Source organism: Sphaerospermopsis torques-reginae ITEP-024, assembly GCF_019598945.1.
GTDB lineage: Bacteria > Cyanobacteriota > Cyanobacteriia > Cyanobacteriales > Nostocaceae > Sphaerospermopsis.
The window spans coordinates 283,495-308,974 of sequence record NZ_CP080598.1 but is presented as its reverse complement, the minus strand read 5'-3'; the positions used below and the strand labels follow the sequence as shown (position 1 = coordinate 308,974).

The window sequence follows — 25,480 nt, the reverse complement described above, 5'->3', positions numbered from 1 at the left end:
CCCTCTGAATCTCTGCATTAGATAATAATCTTCTTTTCTCTGCGACTTTGCGTGATATCTTCTATTAATTCTGAAAAATGGAGAATGATCATGAAAGAATTTGCACAAAATAAACTTCCAAAAATGGCAATTATCGGCATGAATTGTCTTGTTAGTGATTGTCAAGAATTAGACGATTTTGAACGCAGTATTTACCAAGGAAAACAATATTTTACACCTATTAATTATAGTCAAAACGATAGTCAAATATCATCCTTACCAATTCCCTTAGCAGAAATTGAAAAATTATCACCACAACAACAATTAATGTTAAAAGTGGCTGATAATACTCTCAAAAATATTAAACTGCGACCAGATACAAAAATTGCAGTGATCATGGTGAGTAAATCCCAAACTCAGCACCAAGATAAATTAGCCAGCTATATTTCCCGGCTTTGGGATGCAACAAGTCCCGCTTTTGCTGAAGAAAATTCAGTTTTTTCAGCCTTAAATTTAGCACAAAAGCTCTTAACAAATAAGCAAGTAGATGCTGTTTTATTAGCAGCAATGAACTTTGCTAGACAGGAAAATCACCGCATAGATATACAGACCCTCAGTTATGACCGAAACGCTCATGAAACTTTAACAGGAGAAGGTGCAGCAGCAGTAGTATTGCAACTTCATGATGTAGCCAGAGAAGAGAATAATTGCATATATGCAGTAATTGATGCTTTAAGTGTATTGCAAAATTCTCCATATCAACCAGAAGCTGTCACCCAAGCTTGTCAAACAGCTTTTTCTCTGGCAGAAATTGAAGCCAAAGATATTGGTTATCTGGAAGTTTATGCTAGTGGAATTACCCAACAAGATGAAGCAGAAATTCAAGGTTTAATCACAGCTTATACAACAGGAGAAACAAATTTAAATAGTTATTTCAATTGTGCTTTAGGTAGCGTTAAGGCTAACATTGGTGACACTCACACAGCATCAGGAATTATCAGCTTAATTAAAACAGCACTTTGTTTATATTACCGCTACATTCCCGCAGTTCCCCAATGGAGTGGTGTAAAAAAACCAGATGTTTGGCGTGGTAGTCCTTTTTATGTTGCCACAGAATCTAAACCTTGGTTTTTAGAATCAGGTGCGAATAGAAGAATAGCTGCTATTAATAGCATGGAAGCTGATGGCAGTTATGTACATTTAATTTTGTCAGAAGATCCCAGTCAAATAGAACGCAGCAGCAAATATTTAGAACAAATCCCTTATTATTTATTTGCTATAGCTGCCAAAAATCAATCTTCACTCCTAGACAAAATTTTCACACTGCAAAAAAATCTGCAAAATTATCCTACTTTATCCCAACTAGCTAACCAAACATTTAGAGAATTTCAAAAACATCAAAAACATCAAAATCAAAATTACACCATAGCAATTTTAGCACGTAATCAAGAAGAATTAACAAGAGAAATAGATCGGGCAATTCAAGGTGTTAACATTGCCTTTGAGACTGGCAAAGATTGGCAAACTCCTCTTGGCAGTTATTTTACAGCCAACCCACAGGGAAAAAAAGGTAAAATTGCTTTCGTTTATCCCGGCTCTTTCACATCTTATCTTGGCATAGGTCGTAACCTCTTCCGACTATTTCCGAAAATTTATGACGATCCAGTAATTAACAACGTTTATGAACGAGTTGCTAAGATTGAAAAAATAATTTATCCCCGCAGCATCAATAAACTGACAAAAAGACAATTAGAAGTCATAGAACAGCAATTAATAGATGACCCAGTAACAATGCTGGAGGCAGAAGTTGGCATTGCTGGGATCATCACAGCAATTCTCAAAAATTATTTTCAAATTCAATCTCAATGCGCTTTTGGCTACAGTCTTGGTGAAACCAGCATGATGTTAGCCCAAGGTATTTGGACTAGCTTTAAAAATACCAGTGATTACTTGAACTCATCTCCTTTATTTAAAACCCAACTATCAGGAACGAAAAATGCAGTTCGTAAAGCTTGGGGGATACCTTTAAATAGCAATGTTCCAGAATTTTGGAGTAACTACATTGTTATATGTCCAATATCAGAAGTTAAGGAAGCAATCAAACATGAAAACCGTGTGTATATTTCATTAATTAACACACCCGAAGAAGTTGTGATTGCAGGAGAAATACAAGCTTGTAAACGAGTCATTGAAGAACTAAAATGTGATGCTTTTCCTACATCAATAAATCATGTAATTCATTGTCAACCAATGGAATCAGAGTACAATGAACTTGCGAAAATTAACACATTGCCGATTCAAGAAATACCAGAATCTACTTTTTATTCGGCTGCAAATTACGAACCAATTACAATTGATAGTCAAACTATAGGACATAACATTGCTAAAAGTCTCTGTCAACAACTTGATTTTCCCCGTTTAATTAACCGCGTCTACAATGACAACATCAGAATATTTATTGAAGTAGGAGTTGGTAGCAATTGTACCCGCTGGATAAATTCAACCCTCAAAGAAAAAGAACACCTCGCTGTATCTATGAATAGAAGGGGAGTAGATGATCATACTTCAATTATTAGAGGATTAGCCAAACTCGTCAGCCATCAAGTTGAATTAGATTTATCACCCTTGTATTCTCTTTCTGGGGTAAATAGTCAAACTCAAGTTCAATTAAAACCCAACAGTAATTTCCAAAATCCACCTTTAATTTCTCTGGAAGATTTAAAATCTATCACCCATCATCCCTCTAATCTGCACTATCAAAAATTGAGTGATAACAATGCACTCATGAATAAAGCTCACAGTTTTTTATTAAAATCACGCCAAGCATCATTACAGCAAATCAATTGTTTAATTCAACAAAAAATAGGCATTTACAAAAAGATAGTTGAACAAGGAGCAAAAATTAAATAACCTGTATTTGTGGTGTATGTGTGGGGTGGGCATCTTGCCCGCCCAAATAAGGTAATTTACTAATAGATAAAGGAATCAGGTGCAGGAAGTTTAGATAATATCAATTAATTGAATAATTTATTTTTCGGAGTTCCCAAAACCACATTAGATGTTAAGAGGTTGGCTCAAATGTACAATACAGAAAATAGATCGAATCAAGAAAATAATCTCCATTTTTCTAACTTATTTATCAACCATCATCAAAATTGGCAAGGTAATTTTAAAAATGTTTCCTTTGATGCAGAACAAATTAAATTAAAACTGAGGAATTTAGAAAAACCATGTTATATAGTTAGAAATGAAGGGATAATTGGCATCACAAACGAAGGTAATTTATCTCATGTCAATAATGGTAAAACAGCCCAGATGGAAATGTTAATGGCTGTTCCACCCTTAGCAATTCAACAACTAGGTGATACAAGGTTTCTCGATTTTTATGGTGTAAAATATGCCTATATGACTGGGGCAATGGCTCAAGGAATAGCATCAGAAGAAATGGTAATTGCACTAGGTAAACAAAGAATTTTAAGTGTCTTTGGTGCAGGAGGTTTATCCCCTTCCCGTGTCGAGACTGCTATTAACAAAATTCAGCAAGCCTTAAATCAAAAACCTTACGCTTTTAACTTACTCCATAGTCCCAGTGAACCAGCAATTGAACGTCTTAGCATTAATTTATATCTCAAACATCAAGTCAGAATTGTTGAAGCATCTGCATTTTTAGATTTAACTGACAACATTGTTTATTATCGAGCCGCAGGATTAAGTTTAAATTCAGCCAATCAAATCCAAATCAAAAATAAAGTCATCGCCAAAGTTTCTCGCCGCGAAGTTGCCACTAAATTTTTGCAACCTGCACCTACAAAAATCCTTAAACAATTAGTTGAACAAGGTTTAATTAGTGAATTACAAGCCAATCTTGCCAGCAAAATTCCTATGGCTGATGATATTACAGTAGAAGCAGATTCTGGAGGTCATACAGATAATCGTCCCCTGATATGTTTATTACCTTCCATCTTAGAATTAAGAGATGAATTTCAAAATAAATACAGATATGAAAACCCCGTCAGAATTGGCGTAGCTGGCGGAATTTCCACACCAAAATCAGCCTTAGCTGCCTTTATTATGGGTGCTGCTTATGTTGTCACAGGTTCTATAAATCAATCTTGCATTGAAGCCGGAACTTCTGAATACACCAAAGAATTATTAGCTCAAGCCGAAATGGCTGATGTGATGATGGCTCCCGCCGCAGATATGTTTGAAATGGGTGTAAAATTGCAAGTTCTCAAACGTGGTACACTCTTTCCTCTCCGCGCTCAAAAATTATATGAATTATACAAAAATTATAATTCAATTGAAGAAATTCCCCTAGCGGAAATAGAGAAACTAGAAAATCAAATTTTGAAAAAGCCTGTGCAAGAAATTTGGCAAGAAACAGTTAATTATTTATCCCAACGCAACCCAGATAAATTAACCAAAGCTGCAAGTAATCCTAAACTGAAAATGGCTCTAATTTTTCGTTGGTATTTAGGATTGTCTTCTCGGTGGTCTAACAGTGGAGAAAAAGGTCGAGAAATTGACTATCAAATTTGGTGTGGACCGGCAATGGGTAGCTTTAATGATTGGGTGAGAGGTTCATACTTAGCTGAACCAAAAAATCGTAAAGTGGTAGAAGTTGCTGACCACATTATGACAGGAGCAACATTTTTATACCGCATCCAAAACTTAAAAATTCAAGGACTACAAATTCCAGATGAATACAGTCAATATTTTCCAGAAAAATTATGACTATGCCAGATAACAGAGAATTAAGCAGTCTGGAAGCAACAATGGAAATCCTCAATAGCCGTGCTAAAACCTGGAATTTAGTTACTATTAGTCGCATTAACGGCAACCTCCAAAAAGCAGTTATCAGACAGGCTTTAGATATTATTCAATATCGCCATCCTAGTCTAAATTCTCGCATTATCCATTCTCAAAATCGTTTTTATTTTCAACCCATAGGTACAGAAAAAATCCCTTTGCAAACAGTTATAAATTTAGATAAGGAACAATGGCAAGAAGTTGTTAATCAAGAAATGAATGAGGCAATTGATAGTAGCAAATGTCTAATGAGAGTTGTCATAGTTACTATCAAGGATGAGCCAAAAATTAATTATCTAATTTCCACCTTGCACCATGCAATTTCTGATGGTTTATCCAGTATTCAACTGCATTCAGAAATTTTCACTTATTACCAAAGACTTACATCTGGTGACACCATTAAACAAGTTACCACCTTAGAACAACTACCACCCATTGAAAAACTACTACCCAAATATACACAAGGTTGGAGAGGGAATACAAGCAGATTTTTATTATTGTTAAAAATTGGATTGCAAAAGTTTTGGAAACAACCAAAAACATTAGAGGTTGAAAAGTATGTATCCATTTATCAACGGAATTGTGCAATTATCCATAAACAAATTTTTGCAGATGCAACTGAAAATTTTATTGCTCAATGTCAGCTAGAAAATACCACAGTCAACAGTGCTTTATGTGCCTTACTCATGTTGACAGTAGCTAGAAAAATTATAAAACCAAATCAAAAAAGTGTCTGCATGAATTGTCTATCTTATCTTGATTTACGCAGACGTTTGCAACCTGCAATTAATAAGGAAAACTTAGCTGTTTTAGCTACATCTCTGATGGGATTTCACACCATAAACCAAAATACATCTGTTTGGGAATTAGCAAGGGAAGTCAAACAAAATTTAGAATTGGGAATTAAGCATGGTGATATTTTTAATATGGTATTACTTGCCAAGTATCTGACCAAGTTTTGTTTTCTCTTTCCTCAACAAGTAGCAGCTACAGTTTCAGTATCTAATATTGGCAAGGTAAACATTCCCAAATCGTATGGTGAATTAGAACTAGAAGAGATCAGTTTTGCAGGTTCTCATTCTTTATATGCAGGTATGTTTGTGATTCATGTGGCAACTTTTCAAGGCAAAATGCTGTTAAACTTCGTTTTTTCTCAACCTTCAATTAGTCGGGAGACAATGGAAGATATGGTAAATCAAGTTGTCTGTTACATCCTTAATTTATCATCCAATACTGCAAAAATTAGAGGTGCATAAATAAATGAGCGAAAATCTTTATCAACACCCTGTAAAAACAGCCGTTAATACCGCAGATATTCAAGCTTGGCTAATAGATAATATTTCTCATATATTGGGAGTTAACCCAGAGGAAATAGATATTCGAGAACCGTTAGATAGCTACGGTTTAGATTCATCTCAAGCCATAATACTTGCGAGTAAAGCTGAGAAATTTTTGGGATTTAAATTATCTCTAATCCATTTGTGGTATTATCCCACCATTGAAGAATTGGCACAGAGATTAGCTGAAGAATTAGAAAATTCAGACTCAGAAATTTTGCAGATTTAAACAATACATAAACATTTTTGTAAGAATTTAGCTTGTAGTTTCCAGCATTTTTCACAAAATAACACGATACGAAGAAAGACACGAATAAATTGGCGATTCTTTGGTGTTAGCTGACTGCTGATGGCTAATAGCTGAATGCTTACAGATTTTCAAGTTTTTCCTCCTCTAAGACTGACACTTCGCACGAATGGAGGAAACATCATTCAGCGGAGTGTCTTCTTTTCCTTATGCTTTTTAGTTCGTTAAAAACTGGGAGATTTAGTCATGAACGCATCCGAAATTTTAGCGAAACTCACTCAACAAGGTGTGGAATTTTGGGTTGAAAATAACAAACTCAATATTCGTTCTCCTAAAGGGGTAATTACACCAGAAATACAAGCGGAAATAGCCACATCCAAAGGAGATATTTTGGCATTATTACAAGAAATGAATATCGCTACAAAATCAGCTTCTGAACCTCTGATTCAAGGAATTAGTTTACAAACTATTGGCAGGTTAATAGGTGGTTTTGCAGGTGAATCACCTATAGGATATCAGCCCCCAATTATTAACCCAAACATGATGGCTCAAAATCTCAGTGTGACATTTAGACCTTTACCTCATGGTTATCATCATCAAACAATTATTAAATTCCGCCAAGAATTAGCAATTAAGTTAAAAAACTTGGGCGTTACTGTTATCCCTTGGCAGGAAGCAACAACAGAAATTTTATATGATATCAAAATTCCTCTATTTAATTGGAATCATTCTTTAAAAATCAAGGGTGTGCGAGCAGAAATTGATGCAGTAATAGATGTAGAAAGACCTAATTCATGGTTGAGAAAATTAGGAATATTTATAGCTGAAAGTTTTTATATTTTATCTTATCCCTGGCTAGTAAATCAGCAAAAAATGTCTGTTGTTCAAATCGCTAAATTAAGTAGTTGGGCGGAAGATCATGCCGCAAAATATGTCGAAGATCCAACAAATACTCAAGTCATCATTATTGGTGAAATAGATGAAGAGTTTGTAAATCCCTTAACCAAGTATCAAGACAAAATTAGCATTGGCATCAATACACTCATTAAAACATTTTCCGAAATTGTCATTGGCGTATCTAATGATAAAATTTCCATTCTCAATATGAATCTATCAGATTCTATTTTCGAGAGAACAGAAATAGATAATTTTATTTCCAAATCTCTGATTCCTAAAGTTTTTGTTCCCATCGCTCCCCTGTTAATGAATAGATTTGAAATCGGAGAATATAATCCTTATATATCTAGCTATGCTCATAAATTGGTGAAACTAGGTCAAGAACTAGCATCAACTGGTTTATTTCCACCAGGTTTTAAACTAGCGGAAGTTATTAAAAGAAAGTCCCACAGAGATATTGTTAATGTCATCGTCAATGGTAGAACGGGAGTTTCCTATGGTTTTGTCGCTTATGCAGAACCACCTTATTATGTAGGAAAACCAGAAATCACTGCTGCTGAATGGGAAAACTTATTACCTGTTGCGGGATTTAGTAGTAATGAAATTCGTACAAATGAAACAGGTAGACGTTATATTAAAATCCTCATCGCTGGAGAATATGTATTTAAACAAATCCCTGATATTTGGTTACTTAGTTCTCGTTCAGGTTCTAATAAAACAGATTTAAATATTGAGCAAGATATCCTTCGCATTGCGTTAAAAAATAATTTACATCTGCAATTACCACTAGGCAATCAGTCAACTAAATCAGATATCAAACCTTCCTATGATATCTATGTTATGCTGGCAATTACTCTAGGTGCTGCCTTATATACACCAGAATTAATTGCCAATGGTGCGCCAATTGTTCACTTTCATGGCTATCCTGCTTATGATTGGTTTCAAGAAAATGAATATTGCTTTGGTGTTGATAATCCTTCTGTACCCTGTGGAACTTATGAATCAGGAGTCTTTAATTTTTTAGGTTTTTCTAACTTAGCTAATCAACAAACAAAAAATATCAAATTAGTTAGTTTGATCGAACCAGATCATGGCACAAATTTTATTGCTCATGATATGGACTATCTAGTTGATAGATTAAAAAATGGATGTGTAGCAGAACAAATTGAATTAGGTGGACAACATTTTGCTTCTCTCAAGGCAAATCTAAGTAGCAAAAATCAATTGATAATTCATAGGAAATAGGGAACAGAGAATAGGGAATAGGTAATAGGGAATAGGTAATTGGGTTATTAATCTTCCTAGTTAAAAAATTGAGTAATTTGTGAGAATTATGAACATCAATTCAAAAACATTACTGATTACGGGAATAGATAACTTTATTGGTTTACGTGCTGCTGAATTAGCTTTAGAACGGGGAATGAAAGTTCGTGGTTTACAAACTTCTATGAACAGAAAAAATACCAATAATTTGGATGTTGATTTATTGTTTGGTAACATCACTGATTTTGCCATTGCCCAAAAAGCTTGTCAAGGAGTAGATATTGTTTTTCATACCGAACAATTGGCAGCAGAAACAGGCAATATCAAGAAATTTTGGGAAATAAATGTTGGTGGTACAATGAATATGGCAAAAGCCGCCAAAGATGCTGGTGTGAAAATTTTTGTGCATCTTTCTAGTGTCCTAGTTTATGGCTTTAACTATCCTCATCAAGTGACAGAATCAGAATTGCTTTGTGGAGAAAATAACCCCTATTGTCAAACGAAAATAGAAGCAGAATCTGCACTTTTAAAATTGAATGCACCACCAGATTTTAATATTATTATTATCCGCGCTGGTGATGTTTACGGTCCCGGTTGTATTCCTTGGGTAGTACGTCCACTTTTATTGATGCGTCAAAATTTATTTGCTTATGCCAATGATGGTAAAGGTGTAAGTAATCATCTCTATATAGATAACCTCATTGATGCTATCTTTTTGGCAATTGAAAAAGAACCATCGGGAGAAATATCTGGAGAAATATTTAATATCACAGATGGACAAGAAACTTCTTGGAAAGAGTATTTTACAAAATTAGCTGCAATAGAAAATTTACCAGCTTTTATTTCTCTACCCAAAGATGAAATGAAATTATTGTTGCAAGTGCGTTACCAAGGTCAAAAACTGTTGCGAAAAAAAGCCGATATTCTGCCAGAATCACTAGATTTTATCACTCGTCCTTATGCCTATTCCATCACCAAAGCAAAAACTATGCTGGGTTATCAACCAAAAATTGATTTGACTGAAGGAATGCGTCGTACTCATGAATGGTTGAAAAAAACTGATATCCAAAAATTGATTTAGGAAGTATCCCAACTTTGAAAAAAATCAACACAGCCACACCAAAAACTCTCTGAAACTCTCTTACCTTTGCGTTCTTTCGCCCTTTGCGGTGCAATCATATCAGGATATTAGTGCATATTATTTCCATAGATAAAAATAAATTTACACATTTGGGATGCTGCCTTGATCTCCAGCTAAACTCACTTTAAACCTGTTCATTTTAATCACCTATTACTTGGGAGTTCAAGATGTTGAATAATTTCACTTCTCTGCCTGAAAATTTGTTAAATAACTTTATATCTCGTCCTAATCACTATCCCTTGAGAAGATTGTTTTGGAAAGGATGGTATAACCTTTTCGCAGCTAATTATAGCAACATAAAAATTACTTTTATCAACTATGGTTATGCAGATGTAGAACCGAATACCAAAAAACTAGAATTGAACCCATCTGAAGAAGAAGAACGTTATTGTCTTCAACTTTATCATCATGTTGCCAATGCTATTTCACTGCAAGGATTGGATGTTATTGAAGTAGGATGTGGACGTGGTGGTGGTTCTTCATATATTACCCGTCATTTACAACCAAAAACAATGACCGGGGTTGATTTTTCCAAAAGCAATATAGCATTCTGTCAAAAAGCACATTCTGTTCCCCAACTAAATTTTCAACTCGGAGATGCAGAATCTCTACCATTTAATGATTGTTCCTTTGATGTAGTCGTTAATGTTGAATCATCACATTGTTACGGTTCACCTGAACGTTTTTTCGCTGAAGTTTTTAGAATTATGCGCCCAAATGGTTACTTTTTATTTACTGATTTTCGCCCCAAACAAGACATTGAAAAAACAACCATAGCATTAAAAAATACTGGTTTTAAAATTTTAAAATCGGAAATAATAACCCCTAATATTCTCAAAGCTATGGATTTAGAAAATGAAAGAAAGCTAAAAATAATTAACCAGTATATTCCTAAATACTTACACATAGTCGCCAACTGGTTTGCTGGATGCCAAGGAACTCCCATGTATGAAGCATTTAAAAATGGAGATCAAGAATACCTTTGTTATGTTTTACAAAAGTAACTTTTCTTTCAACAAAAAATGCCAGATTTAAAAATTAACGAAACGTTTACTGATAGTTTATTAATCACATTCAGGAGATGTGAATCGTGCAATTCAATCTTCTACAAAATCCCTCAATACACCAGAAATTGAGATTCATTGGGAGTGTATTAAACCAAAGGCAGATTATCCTTATCCTTATAAAATAGTTGCATCTCATTTATTAGGAACGGTTTCCCATAAATGGAGTCAGGTGTATAGAGGAATCAAAAATGAATTTACTGAAAATGCAATATTACTCTAAACCCGAACAAATAGCACCATTCTTATCAATTGATAATTGATAATTGAGAATTGTTTCATTTTTTTTACGCCGACCCACTTATAATCATTGCTATGAACCTCTGTGGAAAAACACTTCTTATTTCTGGAATCGGTGGGTTTATCGGCTTACGTACCACCGAAATAGCCCTAGCAAAAGGTTTGAAAGTTCGTGGGCTGCAACATTCCCAAATAAAAGCTAAAAAAGCTGAAAAATTAGGCGCTGATGTCATTATTGGCAGTGTAACTGATCCTGCAACTGTGCAAAAAGCTTGTCAGGGAGTTGATATTGTTTTACATACAGCAGCCATTGTCAAAGAACATGGATCACTCCAGCATTTTCGTGAGGTAAATGTGGGCGGAACTGTTAACATAGCCAAAGCTGCTCACAATGCAGGTGTGAAAACCTTTGTTCATCTTTCCAGTGTTCTTGTTTACGGTTTTAATTATCCTGATCGTGTCACCGAAGCTGATCCAATTTTTGCCGAAAATCATCCCTATTGTCAGACAAAAATAGAAAGCGAAAATGCACTTTTGCAACTTAATTTCCCCCCAGATTTTAACATTATTATTCTCAGACCAGGAGATGTTTACGGACCAGGAAGCTATCCCTGGGTAGTTCGGCCACTGCAATTGATGCGCCAAAAAATATTTAGGTTAGCCAACAATGGGCAGGGAGTAATTAACCATTTATATATAGACAATCTCATTGATGCTATATTTCTAGCCATAGAAAAAGAAGCATCTGGAGAGATATTTAATATCACTGACGGACAAGAAACTTCTTGGAAAGAATATTTTACACGGTTGGCGGAAATTGCAGATTTACCTGCACCTCTTTCTCTGCCTAAAAATGAACTCAAACTTCTGTTGCAACTGCGCCATCAAGGGCTAAAACTAATTGGCAAGAAACCTGATATTTTACCGGAATCCTTAGATTTTATCACTCGTCCCCATGCTTATTCCATTGCTAAAGCACAAAGTGTATTAAATTATCAACCAAAAATTGACCTAGACGAAGGAATGCGACGCACACAGAAATGGCTGCAAACATTGGACTTGAAAGCATTAGATCAAATGGGTTAAAATAGGTTAAAAATTATGAAATATAAACACAATCTCCCCAGTCAATCGGTAACAACTTTAGATAGTCTTCCCTTCACTTGGGAACGTCTAATTCCCAAACAGATACCCAGCGATCCAGCAAGTCAAAAACTTTTTGAAATTCATTTGCGACGCTACGAAACTGCGGCAACTTATGTACAAGGTAAACGAGTTTTGGATATCGCCTGTGGTACAGGATACGGTAGTCAGATGCTTCGTCTTGCAGGGGCGATCGCAGTAGTCGGGGTAGATATCTGCCCAGAAACCATACAATACGCCAGAAACCACTATCAAGAAAACAATGTAGAATTTGTCTGTGCTGATGCTCTGACCTTTGAGTGGTTACAGCAATTCGACGTGATTGTTTCTTTCGAGACGATAGAACACCTACCCTATCCTGCAAAATTTCTAAATCGTCTTCGCAGTTTGATAATTCCCGGAGGTGACTTACTGCTGTCAGCACCACTTGGTGAAACCCGACATATAGATCCTTATCACCTCCATGCTTTTAGTCAAGAAGATATATTTACACTACTTGAAAACGCGAATTTTTCTGTAGACAGATACCGTTGTGATGATTGGTGTCTAACTCGTGGGGATCTTCTACTGTGGCGACAGCTTTATCCAGCAGCCAGACCAACCCTACGGGAACAGTTTTTCACTCTCAGAGGCTGGCAACTTCTCAGCGATTTTTTCTTCCGGGGTGTGATTAATATACCTGAACTCATGGTTGCTGCCAAATTAATTACCACCTAAAAAGATCAGCGGCAGTAGGGGCAATCCCCCCGTGGTTGCCCCAGGAGGCTTACGCAAAACAGAATGAAAGTAGGGGTAATTCATGAATTACCCCTACGTCAGAATCAGGTTTTGAGTCCAATCTTGCATAAGTCCTATATTTAAGAAAATCGTAACTAGCTACTAACCCCACCCCAGCCAGAACAACAACATCGGCTGAGATTTGCGCCATAAAGCGAGAATTATGGCAGGATGGAAACAAGCCCATGCAACGAGAAGTCCAAAAGCTGGTTTTCACTCTGAGGAACTTCATAGGAGGCAGGAGGCAGGAGCGAACAGTTAACAGTCAATGGCGATAACTGATAATTGATAACTGATAACTGATCCACAGTTTCGCATTGTCAGCCAAAAAAAATTCTGGCCGAAGACTGCTTATTATCGTCGGAATGATTGTGTGAGACTGCGAAAAAAGAATATATACTCCAAACCTTGACTATTAAATGAATCCAGACTACTCAGAAACTTACATCAATCATCCAACGTGGGGTTTACTATATAGGATCTGTATGGTTGATGATAACCAGGATCTGTTTACTACACTATATGCCCAACGCTTATTTTTTTTGGTAACAAATGACGTTAAAGGTATTAAATTTCAGTCTATTGGCCGGACTGAAGCCAGAATGATGCTGGAAAATCGTTTGCGTACTTTGCGTCGCAGTGGCAAGCCACAGGAGTACGATCAGCTTCAAAGTGTTTTCCAACGAACATTCCAATGACAAGTTCAATTAGTGAACGTATTGCTACCATTCGTGCTGAACTTCCGCCTTCAGTACGGTTGATTGCTGTTAGTAAGCAAATACCAACCGAACTGATGCGGGAAGCATACAGCGCGGGCATTCGTGATTTTGGTGAAAGTCGCATCCAAGAAGCTGCCAGTAAACAACAGGAGTTACAGGATCTGCCAGATATTACTTGGCACTTCATTGGACATTTACAAAGTAACAAAGCTAAAAAAGCTCTGGAATTATTTAATTGGATTCACTCTGTAGATAATCTACATCTAGCCCAGCGTCTAGATACCCTGGCGCAACAGCTAGGAGTGAGTCCCCTGGTTTGCCTACAAGTCAAAATTCTCCCTGATCCTCACAAGTCTGGTTGGATAATCCCAGAACTATTAGCAGACTTGGCAGCACTTGATCAATGTAAAAATTTGCAAATTCAAGGTTTGATGACAATTCCGCCTCTGGGTTTGGATGAGGGGGAAATTTTGAATGTGTTTAAACATACCCATAAACTTGCCCAAGAAATTGCCTCACAACAATGGGGTAATATCACAATGCAGCATCTATCTATGGGTATGTCTGGGGATTATCAATTGGCAATCCAAGCAGGTGCAACAATGGTCAGATTAGGGACTATTTTGTTTGGGCATCGCTCCCAAATTTCCCACATCTCACCGGATAATACCGTATCTTAAAGAACTCAGCACTGACAATTACGTCAGTGCCTATTAGAGAAAACCAAGTAGCTAGATTTATATACTTGACAAATGTAAATACTAAGACAAAACTAGAGGAAAAGAACTTTTCATAACTCCATCTTTAGGATATAATTTTAACTCATTGTTATGTCCATATAAAGTTCTTTCTAGAACAGTCTTTTCTTCATGAAAACCTGTACTAGAAAATACAAATAGCAATGAAATTGCTCAAGGCAGCAGCACTTACTAGGGCTACCACAATTTAAATCTGGATCAATTAAGGTAATTTCCACTGGGAGCGTAGACAATGAACAATATATTTTCCAAACTTCGAGATTTTGTGGGCTTGAACGAGCAGGTAGAATACGAGTATTACGAGGAAGAACCAGATACCGATAGCTACCAAAATCTGTATCAGCAAGAAAATCCTCAACCTGCTCCACAAGAAACTCCTGCTCCTAATCGACGTTGGCGTGAAAACTCCTCTACAATGGGAGATGAAGTAGCAGCAGCAGGATCAAAGCCTATGAGTAATGTGATTGGTATGCCAGGCGCAATTAATGGAATTTCTGAAGTTTTAGTCCTTGAACCTCGCACTTTTGAAGAAATGCCCCAGGCAATTCAAGCATTACGTGAGCGTAAGTCTGTAGTATTAAACTTGACGATTATGGACCCGGATCAAGCTCAACGGGCAGTTGATTTTGTTGCCGGTGGTACGTATGCTTTAGATGGACATCAAGAACGGATTGGTGAAAGTATCTTTTTGTTCACACCCAGTTGTGTGCAAGTCAGCACCCAAGGCGGATTTTTACATGAAGTACCCCAACCACCAGTACGTCCCGTTCGTCCTACAGGTACTACTCCCACTTGGGGCAGCGAACCTAACCGCATGGCACAATAATAATGAAGTTGAATTAGTCATTGGTTCTTTATTGTCATGTTGACTATTAACTAATGACTAACCACTGATGACTAATGACTAAATAGCTAAATGATTATTAAATTTGGTTTGATTGGTGGTGGGGTAATGGGTGAAGCTCTATTATCCCGCCTTATTGCACGGGGCATTTATCAAGGTTCAGAAGTTATAGTGAGTGAACCCCAGGAGGCTCGTAGGAGTTTTTTACAGCAGCAATATGGGGTAAATGTGACAACTGATAATAGTTTGGTGTTGTCTCAGGCTCAAGAGGCGGTCATGTTGGCGGTGAAGCCACAAATATTAAGTGCGATCGCCCAAGAATTAGCAGATATTTTACCTATACAAAATACACCTTTAATTATTTCTATTTTGGCGGGTGTGCCTTTAAAACAGCTAGAAGCGGCTTTTCCCGAACTGCCAGTTATTCGCGCTATGCCTAATACCCCAGCTACTGTGGGTGCAGGAATGACGGCTATTTGTACGGGTGCTTATGCTCAACCCAGTCATCAAGCAACCGCTAAGGAAATTTTTACGGCAGTGGGGGAAGTGGTGGAAGTTCCAGAAACGCTGATGGATGCAGTGACAGGTTTATCTGGTAGTGGTCCTGCCTATGTGGCGTTGATGATTGAAGCTTTATCCGATGGTGGCGTGGCTGCGGGTTTACCCAGAGCAGTAGCGAAACAGTTAGCTTTACATACAGTATTAGGAACAGCAAGACTGATAGAAGAAAGTAACATTCATCCCGCAGAGTTGAAAGATCAAGTTACCAGTCCGGGGGGAACGACTATTGCGGGAGTGAGTGAGTTGGAGAAGGCTGGTTTTCGTTCTGCTTTAATTGAAGCGGTGAAAGCTGCTGCTCATCGTTCTCAAGAGTTGGGGAAAGGGTGATCGGTGATTGGTGATTGGTGGTTGGGAGATGGCTAAAATATTAGGTGTTATTAGACGCACCAAATCACATTCACTGTTCGTATACTTCGCCACGATGAGCGATCGCCACAACAAATACCTGCACCACTTCATCCTCTATCGAATAGATAACTCTGTAGTCCCCAATTCTATAACGATAAAACCCTGCGTAACCTCCCTTGAGGGCTTTGATGTTGGGATGCGATCGGGGATTTTGTTCTAGTTGCTGCAAACATCTAGCAATTTTCTTGGCTAGGGCTTTGTCAGCATTGACATAAACCTTTTGGGCATCGGGATGGAGAAGAACTTCATACATCAGATCGAAGGTTTCTCCAGTTTGTGTAATGGGTTTTAGGGGTGGTTTGATTTTGCTTAACTCGTTCTAGCAATCCTGGAATTGCCAAAAGTTCTTGTGTTGCTGCTTCGCTTTCAGCATTTGCTAAGTAAGCCGCAAAATCTGCCAACACCTGTAATCTTTCTGGTGATAGTTGCTTGAGTAATTCATTAAGGTGGTTCTGTAACTCAGTCACAGATTCTAAAACCTCCGATGAACTATCCAAATGTGGGGAATCATTTGTAGTATTCATCGTTTACCTCCACTTTCGGAAATTAGTAAATTGTACAGTCATATTCATATCTCCATAGACAAATTGATTATATCAAATTTCTGAGTTATTCCAACAGTTGTTTATCTATCCAATTACATTGTTCACAATGATATCTTAGCGCGTCCTGTTGTTTAGTAGCATCTTCACCAGTTAAACAACTTGCTATTTTTATTCCTCTAATATCTTGATAGTCTTTCGCTATTTGTTCCGATATTAATACTTCTCTGGTTGTTGGATGAATAGCTATGAGGTGTGCATCGAAAAGTCTATGCAAATCTACTCTCAAAAGTAAGCCATTAGCAACATCATGAGAATTAAGATCCCGATAAGGAATAATATGTGCTGCTTCAATAATTTGTTCAATGTGACAACCACTAATTAAACATCTATAACCATAAGTTTCTTTTAGTTCTTCTTTAAATTCTTGTTGTCCTTCTCGTGGTGGTGGTGGAGATTTTACTGTTTTAACTTTTTTCTTGGTTAATAATTCTATCCATTCGGAATTATGATATTTTTTAGTTTTAATATCATCTTCATGGATCATTTGTGCAAATTTGGGATTAAATCCTTCAGGGAATTTAGTTTCATCATTATAATATGCTCCTTTTAACTTAGCACCTGTAAGTTTGGTTTTAGTATTGGTTAAATCAGTGTTTCTAAAATCAACTTTTGAAAAGTTAGCATCCCTAATTCTACATCTAGTCAAGTTTGATCCCATCAAGTTTGCCCCTGTTAGATCTGCTTTTCTCAAATCTGCTTCTGTTAAATCTGCTCCTCTCAAATTTGCCCCTGTTAAATTTGCTCCTCTCAAATCAGCTCTTCCCAAATTCGCATTTTCTAAATTTGCTTCTGTTAAGATTGCTTTTTTTAGTCTTGTTATAAGAATTTTATTTTGATATATTTTTGAAGCATTATTAACCCTATCTTCGTGCAAATTTGCATTAGAAAGGTCAGCTTTAGTTAAGTTAGCACCATCTAAATTAGCACCTATTAAATCAACTCCAGAGAGATTTACAACTACTACTTCTTCGTTAAGAATTTGCGAAATTAAATAATATTTTTTATGAATCTTGGTTTTCTCATCAATAATAACATTTTTGAAAATAGCCCCATCTAAACAAGTATTGGTTAAATCTGCACCAGATAAATTAGCACCACTAAGGTTTGCATGATATAAATTTGTATCTCTAAGGTCTGTATCAACTAAATTTGCACCACTAAAATTTGTACCACTTAGGTTTGCATGATATAAGTTGGAATGAGTTAAAATAATTTCTGCCAGGTTTTCATTGCTAAAGTTTGGGGAAGCATTATCAGTCCAAATAACCCTATCACATATATTATCAAGTTCAATATTTCTGTTATATAATCTATGATGACTAAAATTTCTTTTACCTTCTTTGTAGAATTTTAAAAGTTCTCTATCTTCCATTTTTACCTGACTATAAATTATACAACTACTTAAATTAACTTAATAAATAACTAAAATTTTTGATTTCGTAGATTGAATATAGTATACTTGATATAGTAGTGTTTTTACCAAAAATTTATTAAATCACTAATCACGCTATGATAGTAAACAATGAAAGTTAAAGAAGTTCTCAAAATCCTAGAAGATGATGGGTGGTATATAGATTGGATTAGAGGTAGTCACCGTATCCTCAAAAATGAAAATAAATCAGGTATTGTAGTTGTACCTGGAAAACCAAGTGATGATATTCCCATAGGTACACTTTCATCAATTTGGAAGCAAGCAAAATTAGGAGATGTCTAATGATTGAATACACAGTAATTTATGAACGTGGTGAGACAAACTGGGGTGCTTATGTTCCTGACTTACCCGGTTGTGTCAGCATTGGGGATACTTTAGCAGAAGTACAGGAAAATATTAAAGAAGCTATAGAAGTGTATTTAGAAGTATTGAAAGAAGATGGACAACCCATACCCGAACCATCCACAGAAGTTGGTAAAGTTGCAGTGACAATATAATCACAGCTACCGGAAAAAATCTACCATGCAAGGACTAGCCGTTACTGAAACCATCACCACCATAGCTGAAGCAGAAAAACGATTTGGTTTAACTCGCAGTCAATCTCAGGATTTTTTTACAGAATGGTATGATCAACTACCTGAGATTAATTCTAATGACCGCACTAATCTAGAAATTCTCTGGCAGCGTTATATTTATCATCGTTCCGGTGGGCATTTATTAGAAAGTACAGTAATGCTATTACTTGTCTCTCGATTGCTGACCGTTGCAGGTTTGCATGATCCACCTTTTCGCATCAAGGCTGAAGAATCTGTACAAATTACAATAACCGATAGCGAAGAAACTCTACAGGGTCAAATATATATTTTAGTATTGAAAGATCGCCTTTGGATAATTGTTTTAGAGTCCAAAAAAACCATGTTATCAGTTTGGTCGGCATTACCCCAAACTCTTGCTTACTTGATGTCCAGTCCAAATACTGATTTACCTACTTTTGGAATGTTAACTAATGGTGATGATATTGTTTTTGTCAAAGTCCAAAATCAGCAGTATGCTATTTCACGGGTGTTTGCACCTCTAACTACTCGAAGTGAATTAGAGTCTGTGTGTGGAGTGCTACGCAAAATTGCAGAAACAGTCAGCAGCATAGGGAACAGCGAACAAGCAGAATCACCAATTACCAATTACCAATTACCCATCACCTATTCCCTAATCAGGTTATGATAGTAGATAGTCTGGATGCAAAAGATGATTGAGTGAACTACACCGCACCCTCTTCAGAAATTAATTTAGGATCGATTTTTCCTTTTGAGTTGGATCAATTCCAACTAGATGCGATCGCCTCCCTCAATGCTGGCCGCTCAGTGGTTGTCTGTGCGCCCACAGGATCGGGTAAAACTTTGGTTGGGGAATACGCTATTTATCGCGCCCTAGCCCGTGGTAAACGAGTATTTTACACCACACCACTTAAAGCTCTATCGAATCAAAAATTACGCGACTTTCGGGAAAAATTCGGATTCGATCAGGTGGGACTATTAACCGGGGATGCTTCCATTAACAGGGATGCACCGATTATAGTCATGACTACCGAAATTTTCCGTAATATGCTTTATGGCACACCCATAGGTCAAATCGGGATCTCTTTAACAGGCGTTGAGGCTGTAGTCCTCGATGAGTGCCACTACATGAACGATCGCCAACGGGGTACAGTCTGGGAAGAATCTATTATTTACTGTCCCCGTGAAGTCCAACTGGTCGCCCTTTCCGCTACAGTTGCTAATAGTGACCAACTCACGGACTGGTTAAATCGTGTTCATGGACCCACAGACCTAATTTATTCTGATTTTCGCCCAGTTCCCTTAGAATTTCACTTTTGCAACCCCAAAGGTTTATTTCCTTTATTAAATGAAAGCAATACTAAAATTAATCAACGTTTAATTAGACGTGGTAAAAAGGGTATAGGAGAACGAGGTAGAGGTAATCGCCCAGAACCACCAACAATAGTTTATACCCTGAGTCAATTAGCCCAACGGGATATGTTACCCGCAATTTTCTTTATTTTCAGCCGCAGAGGTTGTGATAAAGCCGTTGCTGAGGTGGGTGATTTATGGTTAGTGAATAATGAAGAATCCCAAATATTACGTAGGCAGATTGATGATTTTTTAGCCCGTAACCCAGAAGCCGGACGTTCAGGACAGATTGCACCGCTTTATAGAGGTATTGCGGCGCATCATGCGGGGATTTTACCAGCTTGGAAGGTTTTGGTTGAGGAACTATTTCAACAAGGTTTAATTAAAGTTGTTTTTGCAACGGAAACCCTGGCAGCAGGTATTAATATGCCAGCACGGACAACAGTTATTTCTACCCTTTCTAAACGCACTGACAACGGACACCGTTTATTAAAAGCTTCAGAATTTTTGCAAATGTCCGGGCGTGCTGGTCGTCGGGGCATGGATTTACAAGGTCACGTTGTGACATTACAAACTCCCTTTGAAGGTGCAAAAGAAGCCGCTTATTTAGCCACATCTCCCCCAGATCCTTTGGTGAGTCAGTTTACTCCCAGCTACGGTATGGTGCTGAACCTCTTGCAAACCCATACCTTAGAACAAGCGAAGGAACTGATAGAACGCAGTTTTGGCCAGTATATGGCGACTTTGTATTTAAAACCAGAGTATGATGAAATTGCAGTCATCAAAGCAGAATTAGCAAAAATTGAATCAGAATTAGCCGCAGTAGATGAAAATGAAATTGCACTTTATGAAAAATTGCGCCAACGGTTAAAAGTAGAACGGCATATATTTAAAACTCTACAGGAACAAGCACGGGAAGACAGACAAGAGCAACTTTCCATGATGTTGGATTTTGCTGTAACGGGAACGCTGTTAAGTTTGAAAGATAAAAACATGACAGCGACATTACCGTTAACAGCTATATTATATGGTAAAGCTCCTGAAATTGGACCTACGTCTTATTTGGTTTGTTTAGGACAAGATAACCGCTGGTATGTAGCGACAACAGCAGATGTGATTGATTTATATGCAGAGATGCCCAGGGTAGAAGTACCAGAGGATATTTTACCACCTGATGAACTAGGTTTAAAACGAGGTCAGTCAGTGCGGGGAAATGCAGCAACAGAGGCGATCGCCCAAAGTATACCCGATCCCAGCGAATATATGTACATGACACCGGAAGTAGCTGCTCAACTGAGTCGGGTGAATGCGGTACAATCACAAATAGAAAATCATGCCTTGCATAAATCAGGGAATATTGCCAACATATTTAAACAACGAGCGCGTTGTGTAGAATTAGAAGCGGAACTAGAAGAGTTAGAAGAACAAGTACAACAACACTCACAGCAACATTGGGAAGAATTTCTGAATTTAATTCAGATATTACAGCACTTTGGCGGGTTAGATAATTTAACACCCACAGAACTGGGACAAATGGCCGCAGCCATTCGGGGTGAAAATGAGTTATGGTTAGGATTGGCGATCGCCAGTGGTGAGCTAGATAATTTAGATCCGCACCATTTAGCAGCAGCAGCAGCATCTTTAGTCACAGAAACACCACGCCCTGATAGTAGAGTACGCTTTAACCTCAGTAACGAAACAGCAGACGCTTTAGCCAAACTCCGGGGTATTCGTCGCAAGCTGTTTCAAATTCAACACCGTCATAACGTAGCTTTACCTATTTGGTTAGAATTTGAACTCATTGCAGTAGTTGAACAATGGGCGCTAGGAATGGACTGGTTACAACTTTGTGCTAATACAACTTTAGATGAAGGTGATGTAGTTAGGTTGTTGCGTCGTACCCTAGACTTATTATCACAAATTCCTCACGTTCCCTTTGTTCCTGATAGTTTACGACAAAATGCCCAAAGAGCAATGCAATTAATTGATCGTTTTCCAGTCAATGAAGCAATGGAATAAATAAAGCAAACCGAGTTCATTAGACATCTCCGAAAAAGAATGTAGAGACGTTGCATACAACGTCTCTAAAAGGGTTCTGGAAACCGCATATTTAATTTCTGGAGATGTCTATTGATCATCCCATAAAACCAGCAAATAACAAAGGTAAAAGTATCAAAGCTGATCCTATTAAAACCAAAGTTGCTGGATCAATTTTAATGTGATTTTTTTGTGGATCTGGTATTTTTGACATTCTCTAAAATTGGTAGTTTAGCTAATTTTAAATCATGAATAACTGTAAACTGTAACCTGTAACCTGTCACCTATTCTCTCTTTTACCAGGAAATTTAGTACCCATTTCCGTTAGCGCAGAAAAGATGAGATAGGTAATGAGTAAAGCGAAACCTGCAAAAAAAGCGAGTAAATCGTTGTTCATAATATACCTGATTTTACCTACAAAACTATTATAATAGTTGAAGATACCAAAAAAGTAAAAAAATGGGAGTAAACAATGGGGCGCATTAATCCTTACACCCTACAAATGCAAATTACCAGAATGTTTGCAGAAGGACAATCATTCTTTGCTTTAACAAAAGTGCAAGATTGGTTAAAAGAACATAATCAAAACCCCTTAGAATATGAGATTTTTTTTCATAAAAAACCTGCTCCTCCTGGTTCTAAAGAAGTGATGGTAATAGAAATAGAACTGAAACGTAAAGACGGACAACCTGTGGACTCTTGGTTGAAAGAACAAGTAAATTTACACGCTTAACTAATTTAAAAAATGGAAAATTGACAATGGAAAATTGACAATTACCTCTTTGTCAGAGAAAATTTTTTCTTTTTTTCTCCTGACACGGAGAGGTTTTAAACATTGAGTTAAACAATTATCAATTATCAATTATCAATTATCAATTCTTAATAATCACTATCAGCAACACAAATTCCTTTACATTTAATCCCATTTGTAGCAGTGCGTTTACAATGGGGACATAGCACTTTTTCAGTTTCGATATCTTGATTTATTTCTATATTGTTACTTGAGTGTAACTTGTCTTTTTCGGTCTGAATTTTTTCACTCATAAGCATCAAGGAATTTTTTGCGGTTTACAAACTTCTATCTACCCATTTACTGGTTACGGTGTTTCCGTGGGTGTGGGTTCTGGTGTTTCTGTGGGTTCTGGAGTAGGTGTTTCTGTAGGTGTTTCTGTAGGTGTGGGTTCTGGTTCTGGGGGATTTTCTGCTGTCACCGTTAACTGATAATCTGTAGATTTAGAAGCTGTGGAAACTACGACAAATTCATAAAATCCAGTTTCTGGTAATGTTTTGGATACAGTCCGCACTGTAGAATCTTCTAAAAATGTGACTTTACCAGAGGGAGAATAAATAGATAATAACACCTGAGAACTAGCATCTAGTTTAACTTCCATTATTTGATCTTTTGCTAGTCCAGCGATGAAAACTTTACCTCCTCCTGGTTGTAGATTACCACTAACTGTTTTACCTGTAGTCCCAGGATCAAATACTATTCTTGCAAAGGCACTATTAGAAAGGATAGCATTGAGTTTATCACTAACAAAGGCGTGCCAAACTTGTCCTATAGGTTGCTCTATAAAATTTTTACCCCGATATTCAGGAAATACGCGGAAAAAGGTTGCATCACCTAAGTCATACAAAGCACGACTGCTGACGTTTCTGCGGTTAACTTCTACTTTCCAGCGATCGCGTTCTGCTGGGGTATAAGTTCCCATTTGTCTACGCGCTCTACTACTTAAAAGAGACAGTTTATCTAGGGTTCGGGAAGCTATGCGATCCCATTCTTTCCGTAAATCTTCGTCTTCTGGTGTATCTTTGAGTGTACGTCCTTGGATATTGGGGTTTTTCTCCCAAAAGAGTTGATTGATTAAGCTCACATAAAAGCTATTATCTATACCCAACTGTTGACGGCGATCGCTTAATCTTTGTTTGCGTTCTCTTTCTTCCGGTGAATAGTTATTTCCTGAGTTGGTGGGGGTATCTCTCGGTGTAGGACTTAATGTAACATCCGGGTTACTTCCATATTGGTTGTTTCTACGGTTACTAATACCCCACCACAATAAACCAATACTACTACATAAAGCTATCGTAACAATAAATACGTTAGTTGCCGTCCAAATACTTGTATTTTGGGGTGTGGGAGTAGCAACTGGTGGAGGTGCGGGAGTTTTGGGAGGAGAAACTGCAACAGTTCCTGCTGTGGTTGGGGAAGTTGTGGGTTTTGGGGGTTGAGTAGCTGGATATACTGTAGGTGCGACAGGAGGAGTATTATTAGGAGTGTTATTAACCGCTTTTCCATTCAGTGCGTCTAAAATTTGACGGGCTGACTGGTAGCGATCGCTTGGTCTGGGAGATAGCATTTTATCTAAAATGTCCCCCAATAAAGGACTAAGGCTAATTTCTCGCCGCCATAGCCATTGTAAATTTTGTGTATCTATTAAATCCTGTGGTAGTTTCCCTGTCAGTAAAACCAACACTGTCACAGCTAAAGCATATAAATCACTGTGAGGATATACTAAACCGGTTTGCATTTGTTCAGGAGGTGCAAAACCGATTTTTCCTAACAAAGTTCCACTACTTCCAGATGTAATTTCACCAGATTGATAATATTGAGAAGCAACAGTTTGCGCGACTTGTTTTACTCCCCCAAAATCAATTAAAACTGGTAATTGATCCACACTTCTCAAGATTAAATTATCAGGAGAAATATCACGATGAATCACACCTACATTATGGATATATTCTAAAACTGGTAAAAGTTGTTCTAATAATTGACGAACTTCAATTTCTGTAAATTTTAAACCCTGTTGTTTGCGAGTATTTAATAAAGAATTATAAGTTTCACCAGCTACATGATCCTGCACTAAAAAGAGAGATTCTTTACCTTGTAAATTAATGCGTAAAAGTTCCCGAAAGCGGGGAATTTGGGGATGTTGTAACTGATAAAGAACACTAGCTTCTCGTTGAAATAACTCCTCCGCTTTTTGCACAACATAAGGAGTTTGTACCTGGGGAGAAAATTCCTTTAAAACACAAGCTTCTCGAAACCGGTTACTATCTTCAGCGAGGTAAGTTTTCCCAAACCCACCTTGTCCGAGTTGACGTACAATTACATAGCGATCGCCTAAAGTTTGTCCTGCTTTAATCCCACTATTGACAGGAGTTTCTATTATCTTCTCACCACACTGAAGACAAAACTTACTACCGGCTGGGTTTTGATGTCCTTGAGAACAATAAAGATTAGTCATTAGTAATTAGGAATTCATAATTGGGAAAAACTGTCACCTGTCACCTGTCACCTGTCACCTGTCACCT

The 25,480-nt window shown here is 37.3% G+C and carries 24 protein-coding genes; 19 read left to right on the top strand and 5 right to left on the bottom strand.

What is annotated here, in order from left to right; translation table 11 throughout:
* Positions 1 to 90 precede the first annotated feature (90 nt).
* The 14 genes from K2F26_RS01315 (at position 91) to proC (ending at position 16,106) form a co-directional block, all read left to right on the top strand.
* Positions 91 to 2,889, top strand: coding sequence for a PfaB family protein (locus tag K2F26_RS01315; protein WP_220610058.1), 2,799 nt, complete (start codon positions 91 to 93; stop codon positions 2,887 to 2,889).
* A gap of 168 nt (positions 2,890 to 3,057) precedes the next feature.
* The gene (locus K2F26_RS01310) at positions 3,058 to 4,713 is read left to right on the top strand and encodes a PfaD family polyunsaturated fatty acid/polyketide biosynthesis protein (protein WP_220611735.1); all 1,656 of its coding nucleotides are present in this window, start codon (positions 3,058 to 3,060) and stop codon (positions 4,711 to 4,713) included.
* Between the two features lie 2 nt (positions 4,714 to 4,715).
* Positions 4,716 to 6,044: a phthiocerol/phthiodiolone dimycocerosyl transferase family protein gene (locus tag K2F26_RS01305; protein ID WP_220611736.1), complete on the top strand. Its 1,329-nt coding sequence runs from the start codon at positions 4,716 to 4,718 to the stop codon at positions 6,042 to 6,044.
* Positions 6,045 to 6,048: 4 nt separating this feature from the next.
* Positions 6,049 to 6,354 carry a phosphopantetheine-binding protein gene (locus tag K2F26_RS01300; RefSeq protein ID WP_194052681.1) on the top strand — a complete coding sequence of 102 codons (306 nt, stop codon included), beginning with the start codon at positions 6,049 to 6,051 and terminating at the stop codon, positions 6,352 to 6,354.
* A 264-nt stretch (positions 6,355 to 6,618) separates the two neighbouring features.
* A complete protein-coding gene (locus K2F26_RS01295; protein ID WP_220610057.1) occupies positions 6,619 to 8,514 on the top strand; it encodes a TubC N-terminal docking domain-related protein in 1,896 nt (631 codons plus the stop codon).
* Between the two features lie 88 nt (positions 8,515 to 8,602).
* On the top strand, positions 8,603 to 9,613 hold the full coding sequence (locus K2F26_RS01290; RefSeq protein ID WP_220610056.1) for an NAD-dependent epimerase/dehydratase family protein: 1,011 nt from the start codon (positions 8,603 to 8,605) through the stop codon (positions 9,611 to 9,613).
* Positions 9,614 to 9,840: 227 nt separating this feature from the next.
* Positions 9,841 to 10,677 (top strand): class I SAM-dependent methyltransferase, encoded by an 837-nt coding sequence (locus tag K2F26_RS01285; protein WP_220610055.1) that lies wholly within the window; start codon positions 9,841 to 9,843, stop codon positions 10,675 to 10,677.
* 79 nt (positions 10,678 to 10,756) lie between these two features.
* The gene (locus tag K2F26_RS01280; RefSeq protein WP_220610054.1) at positions 10,757 to 10,960 is read left to right on the top strand and encodes a hypothetical protein; all 204 of its coding nucleotides are present in this window, start codon (positions 10,757 to 10,759) and stop codon (positions 10,958 to 10,960) included.
* Between the two features lie 92 nt (positions 10,961 to 11,052).
* Positions 11,053 to 12,063, top strand: a complete 1,011-nt coding sequence (locus K2F26_RS01275) for an NAD-dependent epimerase/dehydratase family protein (RefSeq protein WP_220610053.1) — start codon at positions 11,053 to 11,055, stop codon at positions 12,061 to 12,063.
* Between the two features lie 15 nt (positions 12,064 to 12,078).
* Positions 12,079 to 12,837, top strand: a complete 759-nt coding sequence (locus K2F26_RS01270) for a class I SAM-dependent methyltransferase (protein WP_220610052.1) — start codon at positions 12,079 to 12,081, stop codon at positions 12,835 to 12,837.
* Between the two features lie 479 nt (positions 12,838 to 13,316).
* The gene (gene pipX / locus K2F26_RS01265) at positions 13,317 to 13,595 is read left to right on the top strand and encodes a transcriptional coactivator PipX (RefSeq protein ID WP_096565540.1); all 279 of its coding nucleotides are present in this window, start codon (positions 13,317 to 13,319) and stop codon (positions 13,593 to 13,595) included.
* The gene (locus K2F26_RS01260; protein ID WP_220610051.1) at positions 13,592 to 14,296 is read left to right on the top strand and encodes a YggS family pyridoxal phosphate-dependent enzyme; all 705 of its coding nucleotides are present in this window, start codon (positions 13,592 to 13,594) and stop codon (positions 14,294 to 14,296) included. The genes pipX and K2F26_RS01260 overlap by 4 nt, the downstream gene beginning before the upstream one ends.
* A 310-nt stretch (positions 14,297 to 14,606) precedes the next feature.
* Positions 14,607 to 15,200: a cell division protein SepF gene (locus K2F26_RS01255; protein WP_220610050.1), complete on the top strand. Its 594-nt coding sequence runs from the start codon at positions 14,607 to 14,609 to the stop codon at positions 15,198 to 15,200.
* Positions 15,201 to 15,290: 90 nt separating this feature from the next.
* Complete coding sequence (gene proC / locus K2F26_RS01250) at positions 15,291 to 16,106, top strand: pyrroline-5-carboxylate reductase (protein WP_220610049.1); 816 nt, start codon at positions 15,291 to 15,293, stop codon at positions 16,104 to 16,106.
* Between the two features lie 70 nt (positions 16,107 to 16,176).
* Here proC and K2F26_RS01245 read toward each other — a convergent pair whose 3' ends face one another.
* From K2F26_RS01245 to K2F26_RS01235, 3 genes are all read right to left on the bottom strand, one after another.
* Complete coding sequence (locus K2F26_RS01245; RefSeq protein WP_220610048.1) at positions 16,177 to 16,440, bottom strand: type II toxin-antitoxin system RelE family toxin; 264 nt, start codon at positions 16,438 to 16,440, stop codon at positions 16,177 to 16,179.
* Positions 16,433 to 16,711, bottom strand: a complete 279-nt coding sequence (locus K2F26_RS01240) for a hypothetical protein (protein WP_220610047.1) — start codon at positions 16,709 to 16,711, stop codon at positions 16,433 to 16,435. The genes K2F26_RS01245 and K2F26_RS01240 overlap by 8 nt, the downstream gene beginning before the upstream one ends.
* A gap of 85 nt (positions 16,712 to 16,796) precedes the next feature.
* Positions 16,797 to 18,164, bottom strand: coding sequence for a pentapeptide repeat-containing protein (locus K2F26_RS01235; protein WP_220610046.1), 1,368 nt, complete (start codon positions 18,162 to 18,164; stop codon positions 16,797 to 16,799).
* A gap of 150 nt (positions 18,165 to 18,314) precedes the next feature.
* Here K2F26_RS01235 and K2F26_RS01230 point away from each other — a divergent pair, with 150 nt between their 5' ends.
* From K2F26_RS01230 to K2F26_RS01210, 5 genes are all read left to right on the top strand, one after another.
* Positions 18,315 to 18,506 carry a type II toxin-antitoxin system HicA family toxin gene (locus tag K2F26_RS01230; protein WP_220610045.1) on the top strand — a complete coding sequence of 64 codons (192 nt, stop codon included), beginning with the start codon at positions 18,315 to 18,317 and terminating at the stop codon, positions 18,504 to 18,506.
* Positions 18,506 to 18,721 (top strand): type II toxin-antitoxin system HicB family antitoxin, encoded by a 216-nt coding sequence (locus tag K2F26_RS01225; RefSeq protein WP_220610044.1) that lies wholly within the window; start codon positions 18,506 to 18,508, stop codon positions 18,719 to 18,721. Before K2F26_RS01230 ends, K2F26_RS01225 begins: the two co-directional genes overlap by 1 nt.
* Before the next feature lie 25 nt (positions 18,722 to 18,746).
* Positions 18,747 to 19,445: a type I restriction endonuclease subunit R gene (locus tag K2F26_RS01220; protein ID WP_246605491.1), complete on the top strand. Its 699-nt coding sequence runs from the start codon at positions 18,747 to 18,749 to the stop codon at positions 19,443 to 19,445.
* Positions 19,446 to 19,477: 32 nt separating this feature from the next.
* A complete protein-coding gene (locus K2F26_RS01215; protein WP_220610043.1) occupies positions 19,478 to 22,150 on the top strand; it encodes a DEAD/DEAH box helicase in 2,673 nt (890 codons plus the stop codon).
* 490 nt (positions 22,151 to 22,640) lie between these two features.
* A complete protein-coding gene (locus K2F26_RS01210) occupies positions 22,641 to 22,901 on the top strand; it encodes a hypothetical protein (protein ID WP_194052635.1) in 261 nt (86 codons plus the stop codon).
* A 146-nt stretch (positions 22,902 to 23,047) separates the two neighbouring features.
* Here the strand turns inward: K2F26_RS01210 and K2F26_RS25515 are convergent, their stop codons facing one another.
* Both K2F26_RS25515 and K2F26_RS01205 read right to left on the bottom strand, forming a co-directional pair.
* Positions 23,048 to 23,212 (bottom strand): DUF8639 family protein, encoded by a 165-nt coding sequence (locus tag K2F26_RS25515; protein WP_496560036.1) that lies wholly within the window; start codon positions 23,210 to 23,212, stop codon positions 23,048 to 23,050.
* A 53-nt stretch (positions 23,213 to 23,265) separates the two neighbouring features.
* Complete coding sequence (locus K2F26_RS01205; protein WP_220610042.1) at positions 23,266 to 25,413, bottom strand: serine/threonine-protein kinase; 2,148 nt, start codon at positions 25,411 to 25,413, stop codon at positions 23,266 to 23,268.
* Positions 25,414 to 25,480 lie beyond the last annotated feature (67 nt).

Excerpts from the sequence above, each read along its gene's own strand:
- K2F26_RS01315 (WP_220610058.1), top strand. The coding sequence starts at position 91 with ATGAAAGAATTTGCACAAAATAAACTTCCAAAAATGGCAATTATCGGC.
- K2F26_RS01310 (WP_220611735.1), top strand. The coding sequence starts at position 3,058 with ATGTACAATACAGAAAATAGATCGAATCAAGAAAATAATCTCCATTTT.
- K2F26_RS01305 (WP_220611736.1), top strand. The coding sequence starts at position 4,716 with ATGCCAGATAACAGAGAATTAAGCAGTCTGGAAGCAACAATGGAAATC.
- K2F26_RS01300 (WP_194052681.1), top strand. The coding sequence starts at position 6,049 with ATGAGCGAAAATCTTTATCAACACCCTGTAAAAACAGCCGTTAATACC.
- K2F26_RS01295 (WP_220610057.1), top strand. The coding sequence starts at position 6,619 with ATGAACGCATCCGAAATTTTAGCGAAACTCACTCAACAAGGTGTGGAA.
- K2F26_RS01290 (WP_220610056.1), top strand. The coding sequence starts at position 8,603 with ATGAACATCAATTCAAAAACATTACTGATTACGGGAATAGATAACTTT.
- K2F26_RS01285 (WP_220610055.1), top strand. The coding sequence starts at position 9,841 with ATGTTGAATAATTTCACTTCTCTGCCTGAAAATTTGTTAAATAACTTT.
- K2F26_RS01275 (WP_220610053.1), top strand. The coding sequence starts at position 11,053 with ATGAACCTCTGTGGAAAAACACTTCTTATTTCTGGAATCGGTGGGTTT.
- K2F26_RS01270 (WP_220610052.1), top strand. The coding sequence starts at position 12,079 with ATGAAATATAAACACAATCTCCCCAGTCAATCGGTAACAACTTTAGAT.
- pipX (WP_096565540.1), top strand. The coding sequence starts at position 13,317 with ATGAATCCAGACTACTCAGAAACTTACATCAATCATCCAACGTGGGGT.
- K2F26_RS01260 (WP_220610051.1), top strand. The coding sequence starts at position 13,592 with ATGACAAGTTCAATTAGTGAACGTATTGCTACCATTCGTGCTGAACTT.
- K2F26_RS01255 (WP_220610050.1), top strand. The coding sequence starts at position 14,607 with ATGAACAATATATTTTCCAAACTTCGAGATTTTGTGGGCTTGAACGAG.
- proC (WP_220610049.1), top strand. The coding sequence starts at position 15,291 with ATGATTATTAAATTTGGTTTGATTGGTGGTGGGGTAATGGGTGAAGCT.
- K2F26_RS01245 (WP_220610048.1), bottom strand. The coding sequence starts at position 16,440 with ATGTATGAAGTTCTTCTCCATCCCGATGCCCAAAAGGTTTATGTCAAT.
- K2F26_RS01240 (WP_220610047.1), bottom strand. The coding sequence starts at position 16,711 with ATGAATACTACAAATGATTCCCCACATTTGGATAGTTCATCGGAGGTT.
- K2F26_RS01235 (WP_220610046.1), bottom strand. The coding sequence starts at position 18,164 with ATGGAAGATAGAGAACTTTTAAAATTCTACAAAGAAGGTAAAAGAAAT.
- K2F26_RS01230 (WP_220610045.1), top strand. The coding sequence starts at position 18,315 with ATGAAAGTTAAAGAAGTTCTCAAAATCCTAGAAGATGATGGGTGGTAT.
- K2F26_RS01225 (WP_220610044.1), top strand. The coding sequence starts at position 18,506 with ATGATTGAATACACAGTAATTTATGAACGTGGTGAGACAAACTGGGGT.
- K2F26_RS01220 (WP_246605491.1), top strand. The coding sequence starts at position 18,747 with ATGCAAGGACTAGCCGTTACTGAAACCATCACCACCATAGCTGAAGCA.
- K2F26_RS01210 (WP_194052635.1), top strand. The coding sequence starts at position 22,641 with ATGGGGCGCATTAATCCTTACACCCTACAAATGCAAATTACCAGAATG.
- K2F26_RS25515 (WP_496560036.1), bottom strand. The coding sequence starts at position 23,212 with ATGAGTGAAAAAATTCAGACCGAAAAAGACAAGTTACACTCAAGTAAC.
- K2F26_RS01205 (WP_220610042.1), bottom strand. The coding sequence starts at position 25,413 with ATGACTAATCTTTATTGTTCTCAAGGACATCAAAACCCAGCCGGTAGT.